The sequence below is a fragment of the Flavobacterium gelidilacus DSM 15343 genome, assembly GCF_000422685.1.
Classification (GTDB): Bacteria; Bacteroidota; Bacteroidia; order Flavobacteriales; family Flavobacteriaceae; genus Flavobacterium; species Flavobacterium gelidilacus.
On sequence record NZ_KE383905.1, the window covers coordinates 218,146 to 239,599 of the forward strand.

General features: G+C 29.3%; 23 protein-coding genes and 2 tRNA genes. 9 read left to right on the plus strand and 16 right to left on the minus strand.

The genetic code is table 11. From position 1 onward, the window contains the following. Window positions 1-1,041: an 8-amino-7-oxononanoate synthase gene (locus G507_RS0115570; protein WP_245575629.1), complete on the minus strand. Its 1,041-nt coding sequence runs from the start codon at window positions 1,039-1,041 to the stop codon at window positions 1-3. Window positions 1,042-1,386: 345 nt separating this feature from the next. Here G507_RS0115570 and G507_RS17105 point away from each other — a divergent pair, with 345 nt between their 5' ends. Beyond that, the gene (locus G507_RS17105) at window positions 1,387-2,277 is read left to right on the plus strand and encodes a leucine-rich repeat domain-containing protein (protein ID WP_051191748.1); all 891 of its coding nucleotides are present in this window, start codon (window positions 1,387-1,389) and stop codon (window positions 2,275-2,277) included. A 60-nt stretch (window positions 2,278-2,337) separates the two neighbouring features. Here G507_RS17105 and G507_RS0115580 read toward each other — a convergent pair whose 3' ends face one another. The 5 genes from G507_RS0115580 to G507_RS0115600 form a co-directional block, all read right to left on the minus strand. Beyond that, on the minus strand, window positions 2,338-2,820 hold the full coding sequence (locus G507_RS0115580; protein ID WP_026718370.1) for a DUF1761 domain-containing protein: 483 nt from the start codon (window positions 2,818-2,820) through the stop codon (window positions 2,338-2,340). Window positions 2,821-2,949: 129 nt separating this feature from the next. Continuing rightward, window positions 2,950-3,402 (minus strand): KTSC domain-containing protein, encoded by a 453-nt coding sequence (locus tag G507_RS0115585; protein ID WP_026718371.1) that lies wholly within the window; start codon window positions 3,400-3,402, stop codon window positions 2,950-2,952. 169 nt (window positions 3,403-3,571) lie between these two features. After that, window positions 3,572-4,402: a Cof-type HAD-IIB family hydrolase gene (locus G507_RS0115590; protein ID WP_245575630.1), complete on the minus strand. Its 831-nt coding sequence runs from the start codon at window positions 4,400-4,402 to the stop codon at window positions 3,572-3,574. A 78-nt stretch (window positions 4,403-4,480) separates the two neighbouring features. Then, a tRNA-Met gene (locus tag G507_RS0115595) sits at window positions 4,481-4,553 on the minus strand. A 34-nt stretch (window positions 4,554-4,587) separates the two neighbouring features. Then, a tRNA-Met gene (locus G507_RS0115600) sits at window positions 4,588-4,660 on the minus strand. A gap of 116 nt (window positions 4,661-4,776) precedes the next feature. Here G507_RS0115600 and era point away from each other — a divergent pair. Continuing rightward, window positions 4,777-5,661, plus strand: a complete 885-nt coding sequence (gene era, locus G507_RS0115605) for a GTPase Era (protein ID WP_026718373.1) — start codon at window positions 4,777-4,779, stop codon at window positions 5,659-5,661. A 59-nt stretch (window positions 5,662-5,720) separates the two neighbouring features. Here the strand turns inward: era and G507_RS0115610 are convergent, their stop codons facing one another. The 3 genes from G507_RS0115610 to G507_RS0115620 are packed head-to-tail and all read right to left on the minus strand — an operon-like array spanning window position 5,721 to window position 7,361. Next, complete coding sequence (locus G507_RS0115610) at window positions 5,721-6,218, minus strand: hypothetical protein (RefSeq protein ID WP_026718374.1); 498 nt, start codon at window positions 6,216-6,218, stop codon at window positions 5,721-5,723. Between the two features lie 52 nt (window positions 6,219-6,270). Then, entirely contained in the window at window positions 6,271-6,864 is a 594-nt protein-coding gene (locus tag G507_RS0115615) for a GNAT family N-acetyltransferase (RefSeq protein ID WP_035666421.1), read from the minus strand. A gap of 2 nt (window positions 6,865-6,866) precedes the next feature. After that, complete coding sequence (locus G507_RS0115620; protein WP_026718376.1) at window positions 6,867-7,361, minus strand: hypothetical protein; 495 nt, start codon at window positions 7,359-7,361, stop codon at window positions 6,867-6,869. 121 nt (window positions 7,362-7,482) lie between these two features. Here G507_RS0115620 and der point away from each other — a divergent pair, with 121 nt between their 5' ends. Beyond that, window positions 7,483-8,793, plus strand: coding sequence for a ribosome biogenesis GTPase Der (der, locus tag G507_RS0115625; protein WP_026718377.1), 1,311 nt, complete (start codon window positions 7,483-7,485; stop codon window positions 8,791-8,793). 128 nt (window positions 8,794-8,921) lie between these two features. Then, complete coding sequence (locus tag G507_RS0115630; protein WP_026718378.1) at window positions 8,922-11,708, plus strand: outer membrane beta-barrel protein; 2,787 nt, start codon at window positions 8,922-8,924, stop codon at window positions 11,706-11,708. A gap of 85 nt (window positions 11,709-11,793) precedes the next feature. On the opposite strand, the gene G507_RS0115635 is transcribed toward G507_RS0115630, so the two are convergent. The 6 genes from G507_RS0115635 to G507_RS0115660 all read right to left on the minus strand — a co-directional run bounded on the left by G507_RS0115635 (window position 11,794) and on the right by G507_RS0115660 (window position 15,501). Beyond that, window positions 11,794-12,111 (minus strand): hypothetical protein, encoded by a 318-nt coding sequence (locus G507_RS0115635; protein ID WP_026718379.1) that lies wholly within the window; start codon window positions 12,109-12,111, stop codon window positions 11,794-11,796. A gap of 36 nt (window positions 12,112-12,147) precedes the next feature. Next, the gene (locus tag G507_RS0115640) at window positions 12,148-12,954 is read right to left on the minus strand and encodes a TPM domain-containing protein (protein WP_051191751.1); all 807 of its coding nucleotides are present in this window, start codon (window positions 12,952-12,954) and stop codon (window positions 12,148-12,150) included. Then, complete coding sequence (locus G507_RS0115645; RefSeq protein WP_026718381.1) at window positions 12,954-13,391, minus strand: TPM domain-containing protein; 438 nt, start codon at window positions 13,389-13,391, stop codon at window positions 12,954-12,956. The genes G507_RS0115640 and G507_RS0115645 overlap by 1 nt, the downstream gene beginning before the upstream one ends. 2 nt (window positions 13,392-13,393) lie before the next feature. Next, window positions 13,394-14,005, minus strand: a complete 612-nt coding sequence (locus G507_RS0115650; RefSeq protein WP_026718382.1) for a LemA family protein — start codon at window positions 14,003-14,005, stop codon at window positions 13,394-13,396. A 153-nt stretch (window positions 14,006-14,158) separates the two neighbouring features. Continuing rightward, window positions 14,159-14,491, minus strand: a complete 333-nt coding sequence (locus G507_RS0115655; RefSeq protein ID WP_026718383.1) for a MerR family transcriptional regulator — start codon at window positions 14,489-14,491, stop codon at window positions 14,159-14,161. A gap of 32 nt (window positions 14,492-14,523) precedes the next feature. After that, a complete protein-coding gene (locus G507_RS0115660; protein WP_026718384.1) occupies window positions 14,524-15,501 on the minus strand; it encodes a M23 family metallopeptidase in 978 nt (325 codons plus the stop codon). Window positions 15,502-15,671: 170 nt separating this feature from the next. Here G507_RS0115660 and alaS point away from each other — a divergent pair, with 170 nt between their 5' ends. From alaS to G507_RS0115680, 4 genes are all read left to right on the plus strand, one after another. Further along, window positions 15,672-18,308, plus strand: a complete 2,637-nt coding sequence (gene alaS / locus G507_RS0115665) for an alanine--tRNA ligase (protein WP_026718385.1) — start codon at window positions 15,672-15,674, stop codon at window positions 18,306-18,308. Window positions 18,309-18,420: 112 nt separating this feature from the next. Further along, on the plus strand, window positions 18,421-18,798 hold the full coding sequence (locus G507_RS0115670; RefSeq protein WP_026718386.1) for a GxxExxY protein: 378 nt from the start codon (window positions 18,421-18,423) through the stop codon (window positions 18,796-18,798). A gap of 34 nt (window positions 18,799-18,832) precedes the next feature. Next, entirely contained in the window at window positions 18,833-19,777 is a 945-nt protein-coding gene (locus G507_RS0115675; protein WP_026718387.1) for a GSCFA domain-containing protein, read from the plus strand. A gap of 1 nt (window position 19,778) precedes the next feature. Continuing rightward, window positions 19,779-20,435 (plus strand): DUF4230 domain-containing protein, encoded by a 657-nt coding sequence (locus G507_RS0115680; RefSeq protein ID WP_051191753.1) that lies wholly within the window; start codon window positions 19,779-19,781, stop codon window positions 20,433-20,435. 35 nt (window positions 20,436-20,470) lie between these two features. On the opposite strand, the gene G507_RS0115685 is transcribed toward G507_RS0115680, so the two are convergent. Continuing rightward, on the minus strand, window positions 20,471-20,779 hold the full coding sequence (locus tag G507_RS0115685; protein WP_026718389.1) for a rhodanese-like domain-containing protein: 309 nt from the start codon (window positions 20,777-20,779) through the stop codon (window positions 20,471-20,473). A 97-nt stretch (window positions 20,780-20,876) separates the two neighbouring features. Here G507_RS0115685 and G507_RS0115690 point away from each other — a divergent pair, with 97 nt between their 5' ends. Continuing rightward, on the plus strand, window positions 20,877-21,449 hold the full coding sequence (locus G507_RS0115690) for a TetR/AcrR family transcriptional regulator (protein WP_026718390.1): 573 nt from the start codon (window positions 20,877-20,879) through the stop codon (window positions 21,447-21,449). Window positions 21,450-21,454 lie beyond the last annotated feature (5 nt).

Sequence of the window (21,454 nt, forward strand, 5' to 3'; positions counted from 1 at the left end):
TTACTTAAAAGGATTGCGTTCTTTCCATTCGGTTTTAGGTTCTAAATAGCAAAATAACTGACTAATTCCTTTGTCAATTAATGGATTTGAATGTTTCAAGAAACCAAACATTTCTTCAGGTTGAGCTCCAACTGAGCTTTTAATTTCTAAAGCTGTTCTAGCAAATATAATTTCTTTAAATTCTTTTTTAATCGAATAAGCAATCATATCATACAACATGTTCAAATACAACATTTTTTCACGTTGAATGGTGTCATCATAGCCTAAAAAATAAGTATCCATTGCATCACCATTTTTGACTAATGTGTTAAAGCCAATCATTTTGTCATTCAAAAAATAACCATAGAACAAGAAATTATCATCAACTGTTTTCTTAAATTCACAAAAGTGATTATCTGCTAAAAAAAAGGTATTAAAAGGAGCATTTTTAGCTACATGATGATATAATTCATTAATTGTATTCTCATATTTTTTAATCTCTTCACAAGATAGTTTTCGCTTTTCAACATCAACCATTTTCTTTCTAGCTCTTTTGTATTGGTCTCTGTATTTTTTACTTAAAGCATTTATGTAATCTTGTTCTGTTTTCCAATCTTTAGGGATAGAAAATAACATATTGGGTTGCGTAGTAAATTTGTAATAACCTTTTAAAACCGGAATAAGTTCGATTGAAATCTCAGTATCAAAATCTTTAAAAACAGTCAAATGAACTTTGGTTTTTTGTTGTTTAAACTGAATTTTTAAATTTTCAACAGCTAATTCTAAAACTTCAATGATTTCATTAGTTGAAATCTTATCTGATTTAGCAAAAGCATTTTGTCCAGTAAGCATATTATTTCCAATAAATAAAACATGAGAACAATAATTTTTAAAGACAAAATTCCGAACAGAAGTTTTTATACAATTATCTCTTTCTCCAAAGGATTCTAGTAAGTTTAAATTTAAAAATTGTGTCAAACTAATTCCTACAAGTTCCTCGTTTTTAAAGATTCCAACATAATTACATTGCATATTAGTTGGAGCTGATTTCTCTAAAACCAACAAATAAGAAGTTGATAGAAAAATATTTTTTTGTGCAATTAAATTCCATTCAGTTGGAAGGCTGTTTACTGAATTATATATTTTAAATGTTTTAATAGCTTTTTCTTTTTTTCAAATATAAAACAACCGTTTCTCATAGTTAATTATTTTAAGGAATTTTTATTATTCTTAAGATAAAAACTGATGATTGTTTACGGTTTAACCGTAATTGGTGTGAATATTGTATAAATATTTACGGTTTAACCGCATTTCTTTAATAATTTTGTAAAATATAAGAAGAATCGTTTTTAAGTTAAAATTTAGACTAGTACTTTAGCATGATAAATGTCCCTTAATTTATAAATCATGAAAACTAACAAACTATTCTTAATGATTGTTTTATTGATGTCATCATCAATATTTGCATCTGTTTCAATAAATGAAAAAAATGCACTTTTAGATTTGTACACTGCAACTAATGGTGATAATTGGACTAATAAATGGGATTTTAATAAACCAGTTTCAACTTGGTATGGTGTTACCCTTGTTGAAGGTAAAATTGTAGGTTTGAATTTGTCTTCTAATAATTTAGTAGGAACAATTCCAAGTTCTATTCAAGATTTAAAATATTTAGAAAGTTTTAATGTTTTTAAGAATAATTTAAAAGGTCAATTTCCTTCAGAATTATTTAAAATTCCAACTATAAAGCATATAAATATTTCATTTAATAGCTTTACAGGGCATTTGCCAGAAAGTATAAGTTTAGCAACTAGCTTAGTTAGTTTGGAACTTTTTATGAATAAATTTTCAGGAAATTTACCAAACAACATTGGTGGACTTAAAAACCTTGAAGTTTTATCTTTGTTTAATAACAACTTTGAAGGAGCTTTACCACAAGGTTTATATAATTTAAAAAACTTGAAAGAATTGCTTTTAAACAGTAACCTTTTTGAAGGTGAGTTAGATGAAAATATAGCGAGTTTAACTAAATTAGAAAATTTAAGTTTATTTGATAATCAATTAAAAGGGACGATTCCTTCTCTTGAGAAATTAACTAAGCTATCAGCATTAAACTTATCATTAAATAATTTTGTTGATTTTACTGATGCATCATTAGTTAATCTAGATAGATTTAAATTACAGATGTATAAAAACAAAAATAAAGATAAAATTTTATTAGGTGATAAAGAGACGACTATAATTGTTGCTAATAAAAGCCTAAGAGAAAATCCGGTCACTTTGTCAATTAAAGAGTAGTTATTTCATTGGTTATTAAAAGGGAAGTGTTTTTTAATGCTTCCCTTTTTTTATTTTTACTTATTTCCAACCGCAAACTATTGCTCCCATAATTGTCATTACAACAACCCAATAACCCGAAGTTATAAAAACATATTTCCATGATTTTTGTTCAAATAGTGCATTGGTTGCAACAATTGGTAAGCCTAAGAATAGTCCTGAAATAAATCCGTGAAAAGCACCGTGCTTGTAAGTTCTAAAGGCATCCATATAATCAGCCATAAATGCATTGTATGATGGAAGTGCTTTTGAAGCGTCACCACCAATCATTCCCATTGCGCCAAATTGATGTATAGTTAATACTTGCATCATAAAGGCAAACATAAAAGCGAAAATAAATGTAAATCCAAATATTTTCAACATGTTGCCTTGTCTTGCTTTTTCATCAGTCATTCCAATTTCATTCATCCAAATTGTTCCAAATACTTTTGGATTGTACCAAATAAACCCCACAACAAAACTTGATAAGGCAGCCACCAGAATCGCTAAGAAGTTAATTTCCATATTTAATATAATTTATTGGTTAGTATATCAAAGATAGAAAATTAAATAATTAGATAAACAATTGTTAAAATTAGAGCTAAAAAAACCCATCATATTTCTATGATGGGTTTTAAAGTGTATTTATGTTAATTATTCTGCAGCAACTAATTTACTAGAACTTCTGTATAAAAAGTTTGTATAAACATGTCTTCTTGCAAAACGACTTGGTGATTCAGCATTAACCATTTTTACATAAGTGTTTCTTGGAACACCAAAGTATTCAAACTTAGAACCATCAAGAAATTGAATGTATAAAACGGTTTTGTCCATATAAAAATCTCCAATATTGAAGTTTTTTATAGTCGCTTCATAAGCATCTTTTACTTTTTCTTGCGTTTCTGGAGCAATACTAACTAAAAAGTGATACGCTTCAATAACGTTTTTACTTTTTTCTTCAGCAATTAATCTCTCATCTGCATCAGCAATAGTATCAGGATGATCTTCCTTCATATTGTTTCTGTAAATAGTTTTTAACTCTTTTAGAGTAACGTTTTTGTCTACGTTTAATAATTTTCTGTACTCAGCAATTTTTTTAGTATTCATATGTAAAGCAATATAAAAAGTCATGCTTAATTTGATGACTTTCAGGTTTTTATTCAAATTGGGTGCAAATGTAGTTTAATATTTTTATATTCTGAAAGAAATATGATTTTTATTATTTAATGTAGTTTAAAACTTTTGGTTTGCTGTTGCTGATTAACCAGATTTGACCTTAAGTTAAAATATACTTCTGAATTACTTCAGCTACACCATTGTTGTTGTTTGAAGCAACAATTACGTCTGCTTTATCTCTAAGTTCAGGTGTAACGTTATCTACCCAAACACCTAAGCCAGCATATTCAATCATGGTTAAGTCGTTTTCTGCGTTTCCGACAGCTATAATTTCACTTTGACTAATGTTTAGTTTTTTAGCTAATAATTTTAAGCTTTCTGCTTTGTCGATTCCGTGTTGAGCTACTTCTAAGAAAAATGGTTTTGACATAGTAATGCTCAAATGAGGCATTGCGACTTTTAATTCTACTTCTACTTTCTTTAAGTAACTTGGCTCTTCTAGAAGAATGCATTTTACTGCATTTGTTGTAACAGCCTCAAGAAAACTAGTTACTTTGTTATGCGTTAAGCCTGTTATATTTTTCTCAATTTCAATATATTCAGAATCTTTTTCACTTACAATTTCATTATTTATATAAGTAATAATATCTGTTTTACTTTTTATACTAAAATTATATAATTCATGAATCTGTTCTTTTGATAAAGTTTGTTTAAAGAGAACTTCATCATCTTTAACGCTGCTAATTATTCCGCCGTTAAATGATATTATGTAAGAATTATTTAAATCCATTTCTAATTCTTTTGCAAAGACAGTCATTGCTGAAGTTGGTCTTCCTGAAGCCAAAATCACATGAATTCCTTGTTTTTGAGCTTTTAGAATCATTTCTTTATTTAGTGCAGATATTTTATGGTCATCTGTCAACAAGGTGTCATCCATGTCTAAAACCAACATTTTGTATGGCATTATTTGTCCCAAATTACTATTAAACATTTCTTTTTGAAATCTTCTACAACCTTTTCGTTCGTTATAAAACAAAAAAAAACTTCATATTTCTATGAAGTTTCTTAGTAGCGGGAACAGGACTCGAACCTGTGACCTTCGGGTTATGAGCCCGACGAGCTGCCTACTGCTCTATCCCGCGATGTGCGTTTGTAATTTCAATAAAATTAACCTAGTAGCGGGAACAGGACTCGAACCTGTGACCTTCGGGTTATGAGCCCGACGAGCTGCCTACTGCTCTATCCCGCGATTTGTGAGTGCAAAAGTACAACGATAAATTGAATAAACAAATCTTTTTTTAAATAATGTTTTTATTTTATCTATTGCGTTGATATGACTACCTTTGCAAAAATAATAAGTATATAATGGATCACAAAGCAGGTTTTGTAAATATCATCGGTAACCCTAATGTAGGGAAATCAACTTTAATGAATGCCTTAGTAGGAGAGCGTTTATCAATCATCACAAGTAAGGCACAAACTACTCGTCATCGTATTTTGGGAATCGTTAATGGAGATGATTTTCAAATTATTTTTTCTGATACTCCAGGAATTATTAAGCCAGCCTATGAATTACAAAACTCAATGATGAACTTTGTGAAAAGTGCTTTTGAAGATGCTGATGTTTTAATTTATATGGTCGAAATAGGAGAGAAGGACTTAAAAGATGAAGCTTTTTTTAATAAAATTATATATTCAAAAATACCAGTTTTATTATTATTAAATAAAATAGACAAATCAAATCAGGAACAATTAGAAGAGCAAGTAGATTTTTGGAAAGAAAAAGTACCAAATGCAACTGTAATTCCAATTTCGGCATTAGAGAATTTTAATGTTGAAACTGTATTTAACATGATTAAAGAATTATTGCCTGTTTCACCAGCTTATTATCCAAAAGATGCTTTAACAGATAAGCCAGAACGCTTTTTTGTGAATGAAACTATTCGTGAAAAAATCCTTTTGAATTATGAAAAAGAAATTCCGTATGCTGTAGAAATTGAAACGGAAGAGTTTTTAGAAGATGAAAATATAATTCGTATTCGTTCTGTAATTATGGTTGAAAGAGAAACTCAAAAAGGAATCATTATCGGACATAAAGGTGGTGCACTTAAAAAAGTAGGAATGCAATCTCGTGCTGATTTAGAAAAATTCTTTGGAAAACAAATTCATATTGAATTATACGTTAAAGTTAATAAAGATTGGCGAAGCAGTAGTTTTCAATTAAGAAGATTTGGCTACAATCAAAAATAATACTGAATTATCATTTATATAAAAAAACACTAACCGAAAGTTAGTGTTTTTTTTATAAATCAGAACTCTATAACTCTATCCATTAATGCATCAAGTTTGTGCATTTGAGGTTGGCATTTTTTTCTATTTATTCTTGCCTGAAAATATAAAGCAAACCAAAAAAGTACCATCAATCCCATTATAATAAAATCTAAAGTTGTGGATTGTTTTAATCTCCAATGTGAATAGGCTATCATAGAAAAGATCAAAAAGATTCCTGCAATTATAAAATGTAAAAACATAAAGAAAGTCCAAACTGTCTGATCGGGTCCATATAAGCCTTTTATGTTTGTGGTTTTGTCTTCGTTAGCAGTTAATTCTATTTGTAAATGAGGTGAATAATATTTTCTTTTGGCTAACGTAATAAAAAAGAAAATATGAGGATCTGAAATTTTAATACTATAATTCTCTTTGACTTCAAGTTTAATTTTAGCGGCATTTTCAAGAATTTCTTCCATTGATTTGTCAACATCTTTGCTAAAGCTTGGTCGTAATGCAATTGTGTTTTCTATTTCCATTTCTATAAGTATAATTAACAATTGTTAAACTAAATTACTTAAAAATATTTAATTATAATCTTTTTAAGATATTTTCTTTAACACTATTGTCCCATTCTTGTTTTAGAATACTTAAAATAATACTATCACGTCTTTCTCCATTGGGTCTAACCCCATTACTTCTTAAGACTCCTTCTATTTGACAGCCGATACTTTGCATGGCAGCAATGCTTTTTTTATTGGTATTGTCTGCTCTAAATTCAACACGTTCCATATTCATTTTTTCGAAAGCAAATTCTAATAATAAATATTTACAGTTTTTATTTAATCCAGTACCTTGAAAATCTTTGCCATACCAAGTGTAGCCTAGTTGTAGCGTTTTGTTTGAAAGCTGAATATCATAAAAACGTGTGCTTCCAGCATATGAATTGGTTTTCTTATCAAAAACTATGAATGGATAATCAACTCTATTTTTTCTTTTTTCAAGGGCAACTTTAAGGTAATTTTTCAATTCATTTTCATTACTTGCTGGTAGTAAGGAATAGCGCCAAAGTTCAGGTTCGTTGATTGAAAAGTGTATTAAATTTTCTACATCTGAAAATTCTAAAGGTCTTAAAATAACGCTTTCATTTTCAAGCGTGTACTTTTTATTGAAGTCGAAATCCATATTTATTCAATGATTTTTTTGAATAATTTTTCCAATTCATGCATTTGAGAAAGTCCTCTACTTCTGTTTAATCGGGCAATGAAATAGAGTAAAAACCAAATAATAGTCATGGAAAACATGATCATTAAATCAAATTTGAACGGTTCATTAAGAGACCATTTTGAATAGACAATGACCATGAAAATAAAAAAAACGCCTGCAACTATAAAGTGGAGAAACATAAAAAGTGTCCACAACACAGGATCTGGCCCATAAGTTCCTTTTATGAAAGTATTGCCATCTTCCATTTTTTCTAAAGCAATTTTTAGATTTGGAGAATATTTTTCTCTAAGTAACATTCCTATTGAAAAACGTATGTATTGTTCGGTTATTTTTATTCTATAATCAGGCTCAACTTTGTTTTTAAGTTTTTCACAACTTGCAATTATAGCTTCAATGGGTTTTGAAACTACTTTATCAAATCTATATCTTAGTTTTAATTCTTTGTCTGGTTCCATAAATGGATTTTAGTTTCGGATTACTAAATTACAATTTATTTTATTAACGTAAAAGTATTATTTTGTTGTATAACTAAAGGTTAGTTAAAAAAACGTACTTTTGCACTTTCAAATATAAGTTATGAATAATATTGTTGCCATTGTAGGTAGGCCAAATGTAGGAAAATCAACTTTTTTTAACCGATTAATACAGCGTAGAGAAGCGATTGTAGATTCTGTTAGTGGAGTTACTCGTGATAGAAATTACGGTAAAAGTGAGTGGAATGGAAAAGAATTTTCTGTAATTGATACTGGTGGGTACATTAAAGGCTCTGATGATATTTTTGAAGCAGAAATAAGAAAACAAGTAGAATTAGCTATTGACGAAGCTGATGCCATAATTTTTGTGGTTGATGTGGAAGAAGGAATTACTCCAATGGATGATGAAGTTGCTAAGTTATTGCGTAAAGTAAAAAAACCAGTTTTATTAGTTGTTAATAAGGTAGATAATGCCATGAGAACTAATGATGCTTTAGAGTTTTATAACTTAGGATTAGGTGAATATTTTGCTATTTCTGGAATGACAGGAAGTGGAACAGGTGAATTACTAGATGAATTAGTAAATATTTTACCTGAAATGCCAGAAGTAACTGAAGAGGAAAATCCATTGCCACGTTTTTGTGTGGTTGGAAGACCAAATGCAGGTAAATCATCATTTATTAATGCCTTAATTGGTGAGGATAGATTTGTAGTAACTGATATTGCAGGAACAACTCGTGATGCCATTGATACAAAATACAATCGTTTTGGCTTTGAATTTAATTTAGTTGATACAGCCGGAATTAGAAGAAAAGCAAAAGTAAAAGAAGATTTAGAATTTTATTCAGTAATGCGTTCTGTTCGTGCTATTGAAAATAGTGATGTTTGTATCTTAATGATTGATGCAACTCGTGGGTTTGAAGGTCAAGACCAAAGTATTTTTTGGTTGGCAGAAAAAAACAGAAAAGGAATTGTAATTCTAGTAAACAAATGGGATTTAGTCGAGAAAGACACGATGACTACAAGAGATTACGAAAGAAAAATTCGTGAAGAATTATTGCCTTTTACAAATGTGCCAATTCTTTTTGTTTCAGCCTTAAACAAACAACGTTTAATTAAAGCTTTAGAAGTGGCTGTAAATGTTTTTGAAAATAGAAAACACAGAATTCAGACTTCTAAATTTAATGATATTATGTTGCCGATTATTGAACATAATCCGCCACCAGCATTAAAAGGTAAATATGTAAAGATTAAATATTGTATGCAGTTGCCTACGCCAACACCACAGTTTGTGTTCTTCTGTAACTTGCCTCAATATGTTAAAGACCCTTACAAACGTTTTATAGAAAACAAATTAAGAGAAGAGTTTAATTTTGAAGGAGTTCCAATCGAAATTTATTTTAGACAGAAATAATTGAAAAGCACCCAAAAGGGTGCTTTTTTTATAAAATCTTGTTAAAATCTTGGTAAGAATTTTTCTATGAGTGCAATAAATTTTTTATTTGTCAGTTATTAAGAAAATCAATCATCAATCAAATTTTTATGTTAAAAAAAATTACTCTAATTGCAACTTTATTATTTGCATGCCTTGGCTTTAGTCAAAATACTTTTCAACTCTCAGGAAAAATAATTGACAGCGATTCGAAATCACCTCTAGAATCAGCAACAATTTATCTTACTAGTGTAAAAGATTCTACCATTATTGATTATACAATTTCTGATAAAAGCGGAAATTTTTATTTAAAATCAAGAAAAACAGAATCACCAGTAAATTTTAAAGTTTCTTACAACGGTTTTCAGAATTATAATAAGAAAATTGATAATATCTTAGCAGATAAGGATTTTGGAACAATCGAAATGTTTCAGCAAACTTCACAATTAAATGAAATAGTAGTTAAAGGTGAAATCCCACCAATTCAAATAAAAAAAGATACTTTAGAGTTTAATGCTGGTTCTTTTAAAGTTAGTCCAGATGCAAATGTTGAAAAATTACTAAAACAATTACCAGGTGTAGAAATTGACGAAGAAGGAAAAATTACAGTCAACGGGAAAGAAGTAAATAATATTTTAGTCAACGGAAAACCTTTCTTTGGTAAAGACGGAAAAATTGCTACTCAAAATTTACCAGCAGATATGATTGATAAAGTGCAAGTAACTGATACTAAAACTAAAGCAGAAGAATTATCAGGGAAAGCTTCAACTTCAAATGAAAGCACAATAAATTTAACCATTCAGGAAGATAAAAATAAAGGAATGTTTGGTAAAGCTACTGTTGGATTAGGAACAGATAAACGTTATGAATCTAGTTTGTTGTTTAATTATTTTAAGGATGCTCAGAAAGTTAGTGTTTTAAGTTCTTCAAATAATATTAATTCTGTTGGTTTCTCTATGAATGAGATTTTTGACAATATGGGAGGAGGAAGAAATCGATCAGTTTGGGCAAATTCCGATAGTGGTGCTTTTAGTATAAATGGAATGCAGTTTGGTGGAAACACAGGAATTACTCGTTCTAACTTAGTTGGAATTAATTATGCAGATGAATGGTTTAATAAAAAAGTTGATCCAAATTTTAGCTATTATCTAAACACTGCCATCACAGAAAATAAAAACAGAACAAAACGAACAAATTTATTACCAACAGGAACAACTAAAACAGATGCTGAATCATCCTTTAAAAATGATGTTGTTGGTCATAATTTTTCATCAGAATTTGAAATTAAAATCGATTCAACAGCAACTATTTATTTGAGTCCATCTTTTTCTAAAAGTGATGGAAAGACACAAAGCGAAAGTTTTTCGAAATCATTTGATGGAGATGATGCTTTGTTAAACGAGTCTGATGGTTCAGATTTTAGAGAAACAAATAATAGTAGCTTTAAAAACAATCTTTATTTTAATAAATCATTTAAGAAAAAAGGAAGATCTGTTAATTTTGAATTCAATAATGAAAATTCTAACAATAAAAACAAGTTAAACACAATTACGAATACTGTTTTTTATCAATCTGGAAACACAAATGATAGTAGAAATCAGAATATATTTAATGAAGAAATTAATAATAAATACAGAATTGAATTGGGGTATAGTGAACCTGTAAATGATTCACTAACATTTAATTTCCAAAATTATTTAGATACTAATAAAGGTACTGATTCTCAAAACACTTATAATTTTAATAGTGTTTCTAATCAATATGATGTTTTTAATGATTTGTTGTCAAATACTATTGACTCAAAGAATAGTAAATTTGGTTCAACAGTCGGATTGCAATTAAATAAAAATAAAATTAGTGGTAATTTAAATGTTGGAGCTGATTTTTTAGGGTATAATAATCAATCAAATTATTTAGGAACAATTACAACATTAAAAAACAATTATGTTTTTCCAAAAATAAGTAGTTATATGAGTTATAAAGTAGCAAAATCAAAATCTATTTATGCTAATTTTAATTATGAAGCTTCTTTACCTAATGCAAATCAATTATTGCCTTTTGAAAACTTGGCCAATCCATTAAATACCATAATAGGAAATGCAAGTCTAAAACCTACTGAAGAATACAGTTCGTATATGAATTTTAATAATTATGATTATGCCACTCGTTCTGGCTTTTATACTTATTTTGGGGGTAATGTTAGAAAAAATGACGTAGTAAGTTCAACTGTTTATGATTCCGATTTTAAAGCGACCACAACTTATGAAAATGTAGATAAATCATACAATGCTTTTGCTGGTTTTAGCGTTAATAAATCCTATAAAAAAGAAAAAAGAACTATTAAATATGGTTATGGAATTTGGATGAATTACAATTTTAATCAAGGTTTAACAAATGCAGCGTTGTATGAATCTAAAGCATTAAGTTTAAATCCAAGGGTTAATTTTTCATACATAATTGAAGATAAGATTACTATTTCACCTTCTTATAGATACAATTATAATATTACTAAGTTCGATAATTATGTTATTGATAGAACAGATAATTTTAGACATATATTCAAATTAGAAACCACAAGTTATTGGCCAAAGAATGTTGTGCTAGGAAATGATTTTGGATATAATTATAACTCGAATATAACAGGTGGATTTCAAAAAGACTTTTACTTATGGAATATTAGTTTAGGATATAATTTCTTTAAAGATCAATTACTTGCGAAGGTAAAAGTGTATGATGTGTTAAATCAAAATGTAAATGCAACAAGAAGTATATCTCCAACTTCAATCACAGATTCAGAAAACACCGTTTTACAACAATATGTAATGTTTTCTTTAACCTATAAGTTAGAAAAATTTGGTGGCAAAAAGAAAAATGATAACGGAATATTCTTTGATTAATTTGTTTTAAAATTGGATAATAAAAAACTCGTCTAGTTAATTAACTAGACGAGTTTTTTTATTTTATAATTTGATTATTGCTGTTTTAATGTAAAATTCGATTATAATGCAATTTTTTATTGAAAGCATTATTTTCTAATTTTTTCAATTCAGGAAAATTTGCTACTCTAGAATTTACGACATCAATTATTTTATCAAGCTGTTCGTTTAGAAGATATTTGTTCCATATTAATTTATCTCCATATGTTATTATGCCTTTTATGTTATTTTGAGATTCAGATTTTAAGAAGTTTTTCCAATCTATTGCTAAATTGTTTTTATCTCGTTGTCTGTCTTTCCTAATGTAATAGTAGATTCCTAAAGAAATAAGAAAAATAATAACTATTGAATAAATTAAAACCATACATTTATTTTAGCTTACTAACTTCTAATTTTGGATTTACCAGCTTCCACCAGCGCCACCTCCTGAGAATCCACCACCGCCAAATCCGCCTCCGAATCCACCGCCACCAAAGCCACCACCAGAAGATCCACCGCCAAAGCCACCACCGCTTCTTCCTAAGCTACTTAGGATTATCATGTCTAATATGCCTGGGCCACCAAATTTACCTGTTCCATTATTACCACCACCATTGTTTTTGTTTTTTGCAATTAAAATGAAAATAATAATCAAGATAATAAAAAATACTATGAAAGGAAATGGGTTGTCTTTTTTGTTTTGAATACGACTTCCTTTGTATGTTCCTTTAATTACTTCAAAAATAGCTGTTGTTCCTGCATCTAATCCGTTGTAATAACTTCCAGCTTTGAATTCTGGTAATATGACATTTCTGATAATTTCTCCCGTTGTGCCGGCTGTCATATATTGTTCTAGCCCATATCCGGAAGAAATCCATATTTTTCGTTCTTCTTTGGCTAATAGGATTATTATACCATTATCATTTTTTTCTGTTCCTCCAATTCCCCATTCTTGTCCCCATCTTGGCGTAAGAATACCAATATCTTCTCCTTTTAAGCTTTCTATTGTTATAACTACTATTTGAGTAGTTGTTGAGTCTGAAAAATGTACTAATTTGTCTTCTAAAGCTTTTTCTTCGTTAACATTTAAAACATCAGCATAATCATAAACAGAAGTTTGAAATTTTGGAATGTCCGGAATTTTATATTGCGAAAACCCCAAAAATGACATTAACATTAAGGATGCAAATATTACAAATTGAATAATTTTGTATACTAAGTTTATCATTATCCTTTTGAAATTTCGTTTGATAATTCGTTTGTATCATCTGCTTGATAAGGAAAATATTTTTTCAATTGTTTTCCTGCTTTTCTAATACCTTTTACCAAACCTTTTTTATTTTTTTTTAGAGCAAAATTTGTCAAAACTATTTCTTTTGTACTTTCCCAAAAATCAGTTGGAACAACTTTGTTAATGCCTTCGTCACCTATAATTGCAAATTGATTTCCAGATACATTTATATAAAACAAAACGCCATTTCTGGCTTCGGTTTCATACATTTTTAAAGTGTTAAAAACCTCCGTAGCTCTTTCGATAGGAGGTTTTTCTGATTTTTCTTCAATATGTACGCGAATTTCACCCGATGTATTTTGTTCGGCAATTCGTATAGCTTCAACTATTTTCTCTTCTTGTTTAGAAGTTAAAAAGTCTTCGGTTTTTGACATGTTTATTGTGGTTTATTATTGAAATCAAATTCAACTTCTGGTGCTACATCTGCTCCTTCAACAGCTTTGAAATAAGCTTTTTCTGTAAAGCCAAACATTCCTGCTAATAAGTTGTTTGGGAATACTTTAATGTGATTGTTATAAGGTTTTACAGCCTCATTGAAACGAGTTCTAGCGGTTAAAATTTGGTTTTCTGTACTAGCCAATTCATCTTGTAATTTTAAGAAATTCTGATTTGCTTTTAAGTCAGGATATTTTTCAACAGTTACTAATAAACGAGATAGCGCAGAGCTTAAACCACCTTGTGCTTGATTAAATTGGTTTAATTGTTCTGGTGTAATATTAGTTGGGTCAATTGTTACTCCAGTTGCTCTACTTCTTGCATTTATTACTGCTTCTAAAGTTGATTTTTCAAAATCAGCAGCACCTTTTACGGTTTTAACTAAATTTCCAATTAAGTCGTTTCTTCTTTGGTAAGATGTTTCAACATTTCCCCAAGCTTCTGAAATACTTTCGTTTAAAGTCACTGCGGTATTATTTACACCTTTTGCCCAACTGTATGACGCAATTACGATTACAGCTATAATTATTACGGGAATTAACCATTTTTTCATAAGTTCTTGTTTTTTTAATCTGAATTTATTTCAGATGCTGTTAATGTTTAGTTATTAGTCTATTTTTATTGTTTAATGTTTCAAATTGTTTAAAAAGTTTCAATTGTTTTGAGATTCTGAAATCCGAAAATCTATTATCTGAAAATCCAAAATCTATAATTCTCCTTTAAATTTTTTCAACTCGTTCTTTATAGATTCTAATTTTGAAATAATCTCAAATTTATCTAAAGTCTTCTTTTGATTTTCTTTTAAATGTGTTTTTGCTCCATCTAATGTAAACCCCCTTTCTTTTACCAAATGGTAAATCAATTGTAAATTTTTTACATCTTCTGGTGTGAATTTTCTATTTCCTTTTGCATTTTTTTTAGGTTTTAAAACATCAAATTCTTTATCCCAAAAACGAATTAATGATGTGTTTACATCAAAAGCTTTAGCCACTTCACCAATACTATAATATAATTTTCCTGCTGGTAAATCTACGTGCATAATTTATGTCTTAATACTTAATACTGTTAAAGTTAATCAAGCGATTGATTCTCTTGATTGGCAATTTTTGAAATATTGATGTATTCTTCTGCCGAAATACTTCCGTAGTAAAAATTTAACGGATTTATTTTTTGACCATCTTTTATAACTTCATAATGCAAATGAGGGGCTTCACTTCGTCCTGTACTTCCAACATAGCCAATAACATCTCCACGTTTCACTCTTTGTCCTGCTCTAACATTATATTTGCTTAAATGTGCATATAAAGTTACATAGCCAAATCCGTGATTTACTTCAATGTGATTTCCATAACCCGATAATGAATTGTCAGCTTTTAAAACAACTCCATCTCCTGTTGCGTAAATTGGAGTTCCTGTTGGTGATGAAAAATCCATACCAGAATGAAATTTTCTTGCTTTTGTAAAAGGGTCACTTCTATAACCAAATCCAGAAGCCATACGTTTCAATTGTTCGTTTTTAACGGGTTGAATAGCAGGAATTGAAGCTAATAGTTTTTCTTTTCCTTTAGCTAAACCAATAATTTCATCTAATGATTTGGACTGAATTACTAATGCTTTTGTTAGTATATCAACCCGCTTTGTAGTGTTTATTACTAAATCAGAATTGTTATATCCTTGTAATTCTTTATATCTATTTACTCCACCAAATCCTTCTTTTCGTTGTTCCATAGGAATAGGTTCACTATTAAAATAAACACGATAAATATTATTATCTCTATCTTCAACAGCCCCCAAAACCTCTTCTATTTGATCAATTTTTTTGTTTAAAATCTTGTAATTTATATTTAAATTTTGAATCTCTCTTGCCTGAAATTTGTCTTTGGGAGTTTCAAGAAAGCTACTGTTAATTAATACAATAAAACTCAAAAAACCAAATAAAGCAGCAGACAAAAGAAACAAAAAAGCATAGCCGATTTTTTTCCATCTTCTTGGGCTAATCTTCTTATAGGATAAATTTTCTGGATCGTAATAATATTTTACCTTCGACATTATATAAAATATAGTATTTTTGTGCCTAATTAAAATGTTAGACAGTAGTTATACGAACAAATTTAAGAAATGTTTCATTCTAATCCATTTTTTAAAGTAAAACTTTTCTCAAATTTGCAAATGAATATAATATCTAACAGCAAAAAGATATAAAAATCTAATTACCAAAAATGAAATCACAAGACATTAGAAAGCAATTTTTACAATTTTTTGAATCAAAAGGACATTTAATCGTTCCATCTGCACCAATTGTGCTTAAAGATGATCCAACGTTAATGTTCAATAATTCTGGAATGGCTCAGTTTAAAGAATATTTTTTAGGAAATGCCACCCCAAAAAGTAACCGAATTGCCGATACGCAAAAATGCCTTCGTGTTTCAGGAAAACATAATGATTTAGAAGATGTAGGTTTTGACACTTATCATCACACTATGTTTGAAATGCTAGGAAACTGGTCTTTTGGAGATTATTTCAAGAAAGACGCAATTAATTGGTCTTGGGAATTTTTAACAGAAGTATTAAAATTAGATAAAGATAGAATCTATATATCTGTTTTTGAAGGTAATGAATCAGAAAATGTTCCGTTTGACCAAGAAGCTTTTGACTTGTGGAAACAATATGTAAATGAAGACCGAATTATAAAAGGGAATAAAAAAGATAATTTTTGGGAAATGGGCGATCAAGGTCCTTGTGGTCCATGTTCTGAAATCCATATTGATTTACGTACAGATGAAGAAAGAGCTGCTGTTTCAGGATTTTCATTAGTAAATGAAGATCATCCACAAGTTGTGGAAATTTGGAACAATGTATTTATGGAATTCAACCGTAAAGCGGATGGTTCTTTAGAAAAATTACCAGCACAACACGTGGATACCGGAATGGGATTTGAACGTTTATGTATGGCTATGCAAAATGTGACTTCTAATTACGATACAGATGTTTTTACACCACTTATCGAAAAAGTAGAACAAATTACTGGATTAAAATACACTTCAAACGAAGTAAAAAACATATCAGAAGAACAAAACAAAACCAATATTGCTATTCGTGTAATTGTGGATCACGTTCGTGCTGTAGCTTTTTCTATTGCAGACGGACAATTGCCTTCAAACACTGGAGCAGGTTATGTGATTCGTAGAATTTTGCGTCGTGCTATTCGTTATGGATTCACGTTTTTAGGAACAAAAGAGCCATTCATTAATCAATTAGTTGCTGTTTTGGCGAATCAAATGGGAGAATTTTTCCCAGAAATCAGAAAACAGCAAAGTTTAGTTACTAATGTAATTCGTGAAGAAGAAGCATCTTTCTTAAGAACTTTAGATCAAGGTTTACAATTATTGGATAATGTAATTGCTGATACAAAAGGAAAACAAGTTGACGGTGCAAAAGCATTTGAATTATATGATACTTTCGGATTTCCAATTGACTTGACAGCTTTAATTTTAAGAGAAAGAGGTTTTGATTTAGACGAAGCTGGATTTGAAAAAGCTATGCAAGAACAGAAAAATCGTTCGCGTGCTGCTTCTGAGGTTTCAACAGACGACTGGAAAATATTAGTTGAAGGAAATACGGAAACTTTCGTTGGTTACGACCAAACAGAAAATGATGTAAAAATCACAAGAATTCGTAAAGTAGATTCAAAAAAAGACGGTGTTTTATACCAAATCGTTTTAGACGCAACACCTTTTTATCCAGAAGGTGGTGGACAAGTTGGTGATAAAGGAATATTGGTTTCAGCAAATGAGTCAATTGAAATCATCGACACTAAAAAAGAAAACAACTTAATATTACATATTGCAAAAAAATTACCTGAAAATGTTTCAGCTAGTTTTGTAGCTAAAGTAAATACAGATTTGAGATTATCTTCTTCAAAAAATCACTCGGCTACGCATTTAATGCATTTGGCTTTGAGAACGATTTTAGGAACTCACGTTGAACAAAAAGGTTCCTTAGTGAATCCAAATTATTTGCGTTTTGACTTTTCACACTTTTCAAAAGTAACTGATGAAGAAATCAAACAAGTAGAAGATTTTGTAAACCAAAGAATTCAAGAGCAATTGCCTTTGATTGAAAGAAGAAGTATTCCAATTCAACAAGCTTTAGACGAAGGAGCAATGGCTTTATTTGGAGAAAAATATGGTGATAATGTTCGTGCCATAAAATTTGGTGATTCAATGGAGCTTTGTGGTGGAATTCACGTACAAAACACAGCAAATATTTGGTATTTCAAAATTATATCAGAAGGAGCAGTTGCAGCAGGAATTCGTAGAATTGAAGCTATAACAGGTGATGCCGTAAAAGACTATTTCGCAAATCAAGAAAATACGTTAGCTGAAATAAAAGAAACGTTGAAAAACCCTCAAGATATTTTAAAATCGGTTACTTCGTTGCAAGAAGATAATTCGAAATTAAAAAAACAAGTAGAACAATTAGTAAAAGATAAAGTTGACGGTTTAAAAAATAATTTAGTTAAAGATTTTCAAGAAATAAACGGAATCAACTTCTTGTCAAAACAAGTGGATTTATCAATGAGTGCTACAAAAGATTTAGCAATGGCAATTGGAAGTTCAAAACCGAATTCGTTTGTGTTCTTAGCTTCAATTGAAGATAATTTACCAAATATCCATTGTTATATTTCTAAAGAATTGGTAGCAGAAAAAGCATTAAACGCAGGAAACGTAATTCGTGAATTAGGAAAACAAATCGATGGAAACGGTGGTGGACAACCTTTCTTCGCGTCTGGAAAAGGAAAAAACATTGCTGGCATTAAACAGGCGTTAGAGAAGGCAGTTGAATTTCTGAAATAAATTATCTCGCAAAGACGCTAAGTCGCAGAGTATAAAACATACTGTTGCTGTTTGTTGATTTACAAAAAACTTTGCGACTCTGCGACTTTGCGAGAAAAATAAATTTAAAGTTATGTCAGAAAATGAAATTTCTAAAATTATTGTGGATGTTTGTTACAAAATTCACACACAATTAGGGCCAGGATTGTTGGAATCTGTTTACGAAACAATTTTAAATTATGAATTGATTAACAGGGGTTTAAAAGTTGAAAGACAGAAAGCATTGCCTGTGTTTTGGGATGAAAAAAAAATGAATATTGGCTTTCGAGCTGACTTAATTGTCGAAAATAAAGTAATTATAGAAGTGAAATCTGTCGAACAAATAGCTTCCGTTCACCCAAAACAAGTGTTAACTTACCTTAAAATAACAAATCTGAAATTAGGATTATTAATTAATTTTAATGAACCATTAATTAAAACAGGAATAACCAGAATAGTAAATAACTTATAACTCTGCGTCTTTGCGACTTTGCGAGAAAAAAAACATGCAATTCACCACAAAAATACCAATAGAAACATCTAAAAACCCAATAACTTATGAAAGTAAGATTCTGGCTTTAGGTTCGTGTTTTGCAGAAAATATGAGTGAGAAATTCCAATATTTTAAATTCCAAATCACAACAAATCCTTTTGGAATAATCTTCAATCCAGTTTCAATTGAAAAATTAATAAATAGAGTTGTAAATAAAATAGAATTCACCGAAAAAGACATATTCTTTCACAACGATTTATGGCATTGTTATGAAGTACATTCCGAATTATCAAACCCAAATAAAGAAGAGTTTTTGAAGTTGTTAAATTTTTCAATCTTTCAATCTTTCAATCTTTTAATTCAAACAACACATTTAACAATAACTTACGGAACATCATGGGTTTACAGAAACATCGAATCCAACGAAATTGTAGCCAATTGTCATAAAGTACCACAAAAACAATTTAAAAAAGAATTACTTTCCACAGAAACTATCGAAAAATCAATACAAAACAGCATTGATTTAATCCAAAAAGCAAATCCAACTTGTCAATTTATTTTCACCATTTCACCAGTTCGTCATATAAAAGATGGTTTTGTAGAAAATACATTAAGTAAATCACATTTAATTTCAGCATTACATTCAACCCAAAACCTAAAATCTATAACCTATTTCCCGTCTTACGAAATCATGATGGACGAATTAAGAGATTATCGTTTTTATGCTTCAGATATGTTGCATCCCAATCAAGTTGCTATTGATTATATTTGGGAACGATTTTCAGAAAATTATATTTCAGATGAAAGTCAAAAAGTTATGGAAGATGTTGATTCGATTCAAAAATCATTATTACATCGATCATTTAATCCAAATTCAGAAAGCCATCAAAAGTTTTTGGCTAATTTGAATAAAAAAATCAATACCTTAACATCAAATTATTCTCAAATTGAGTTTTAACATGAGCGAAACTTATTCAAAATACAGTTTTTTCGGAAAATTATCAGAAGTCAGAAAATGGATTTTAGTCTTATTTCTTGGGTTTATTTTGTTTTGGATTTTCAATTATTTCACAAAAGAAGATAATTCTTCAACAATAGAATACGATACAAATCTTATTCAGCAACAAATTAAAAACGTTGGAAAATTAGTTGTCACAGAAGGACATTTTGCAGAAGTTTTGACTTACAAAGACAAAAAAGAAACCTACATTCCTGGTTTGACTTTTGATAAAAAAGCATTAGTAGTTATAAACGCAGATGTGACGGTTGGTTTTGATTTAAGTCAAGTTAAATATGATATTGATGCAGAAAACAAAATTTTAACGATTACAAATATTCCAAAAGAAGAAATAAAAATTAGTCCAGATTATAAATATTATAATACTGAATCATCAACATTCAACGAGTTTACAGGTGAAGATTATAATAAAATCAACAAAACAGCAAGAGCGAATTTAGCAAAAAAAATAGAAAAATCTTCTTTAAAATCAAATGCAAAAAATCGATTATTATCAGAATTATCAAAAATGCTAGTCTTAACAAATTCTATGGGTTGGACTTTAAAATACGATGGTCAAGAAATAAAATCAGAAAATGATTTTGAATTAAAACTATAAAAAAAAGGCTTCAAAATAATGAAGCCTTTTTCGTTTTATAATTTATTTTGTAAACTTGTCCAACCACCACCGTTTATGCAGTCAATTCCGTTTTGCTTCAAAATTGAAGTAGCTTGACCACTTCGCATTCCAGATCTACAACAGGCTATAACTGGTTTATTCCATTTTTTAATTTCTGCTATTTTTCCGTTTAAAACTTGTAAAGCTATATTTTTAGAACCTTTAATATGTCCGTCTTTAAATTCTTCAGAAGTTCTTACATCTAAAATAATTGCACCTTTTGCAACATATTCTTGCACATCGTTTGTTTTATTTCCAAAACCTAGTAAATCTAATAAACCCATACCTTTATGTTTTAATTTGAATCAAATTTACAATTTACTTATTATAGTTTTGTAACAAAAGTTACTTCAATCAATTCATTTTACTATTTTTGAAATAATGAAACCCTTAGACAGAAAAACCGAAATCATAAATTGTGCAGCAAAACTTTTCAAAGAAAAAGGCTATAGTGCCGTAACAATGCGTGACATTGCTCAAGCTTTAGACATAAAAGCCGCAAGTTTATATAATCATATCAAATCCAAGCAAGAAATTTTAGTTTTAATTGTGATTGAAATCGCAGAAGAATTTACCAAGACAATCAACGAAATTGTACTTTCTAAAACAACAACGATTCAAAAATTAGAAAAAGTAATCCAATTGCATATTGATATTACGATAAGAAATCCAGAAGCATTAGCATGTTTAAACAACGATTGGATGCATTTAACAGACAAAGAATTAACTTATTTTATAAAAATGCGTGAAGATTATGAAGAGAACTTCAGAAACATCATAAAATCCGGAATTGCATCAAATGAAATCAAAAATATAAATCCAGAAGTTATTATTTTTTCGATGCTTTCAACACTTCGAACGCTTTATTTGTGGTACGGAAAGAAAAAAGGATTTACAGAAAGTTCTTTAAAAAACAATATGTCTGAAGTTTTGTTAAATGGAATTATAATGTAAATTAA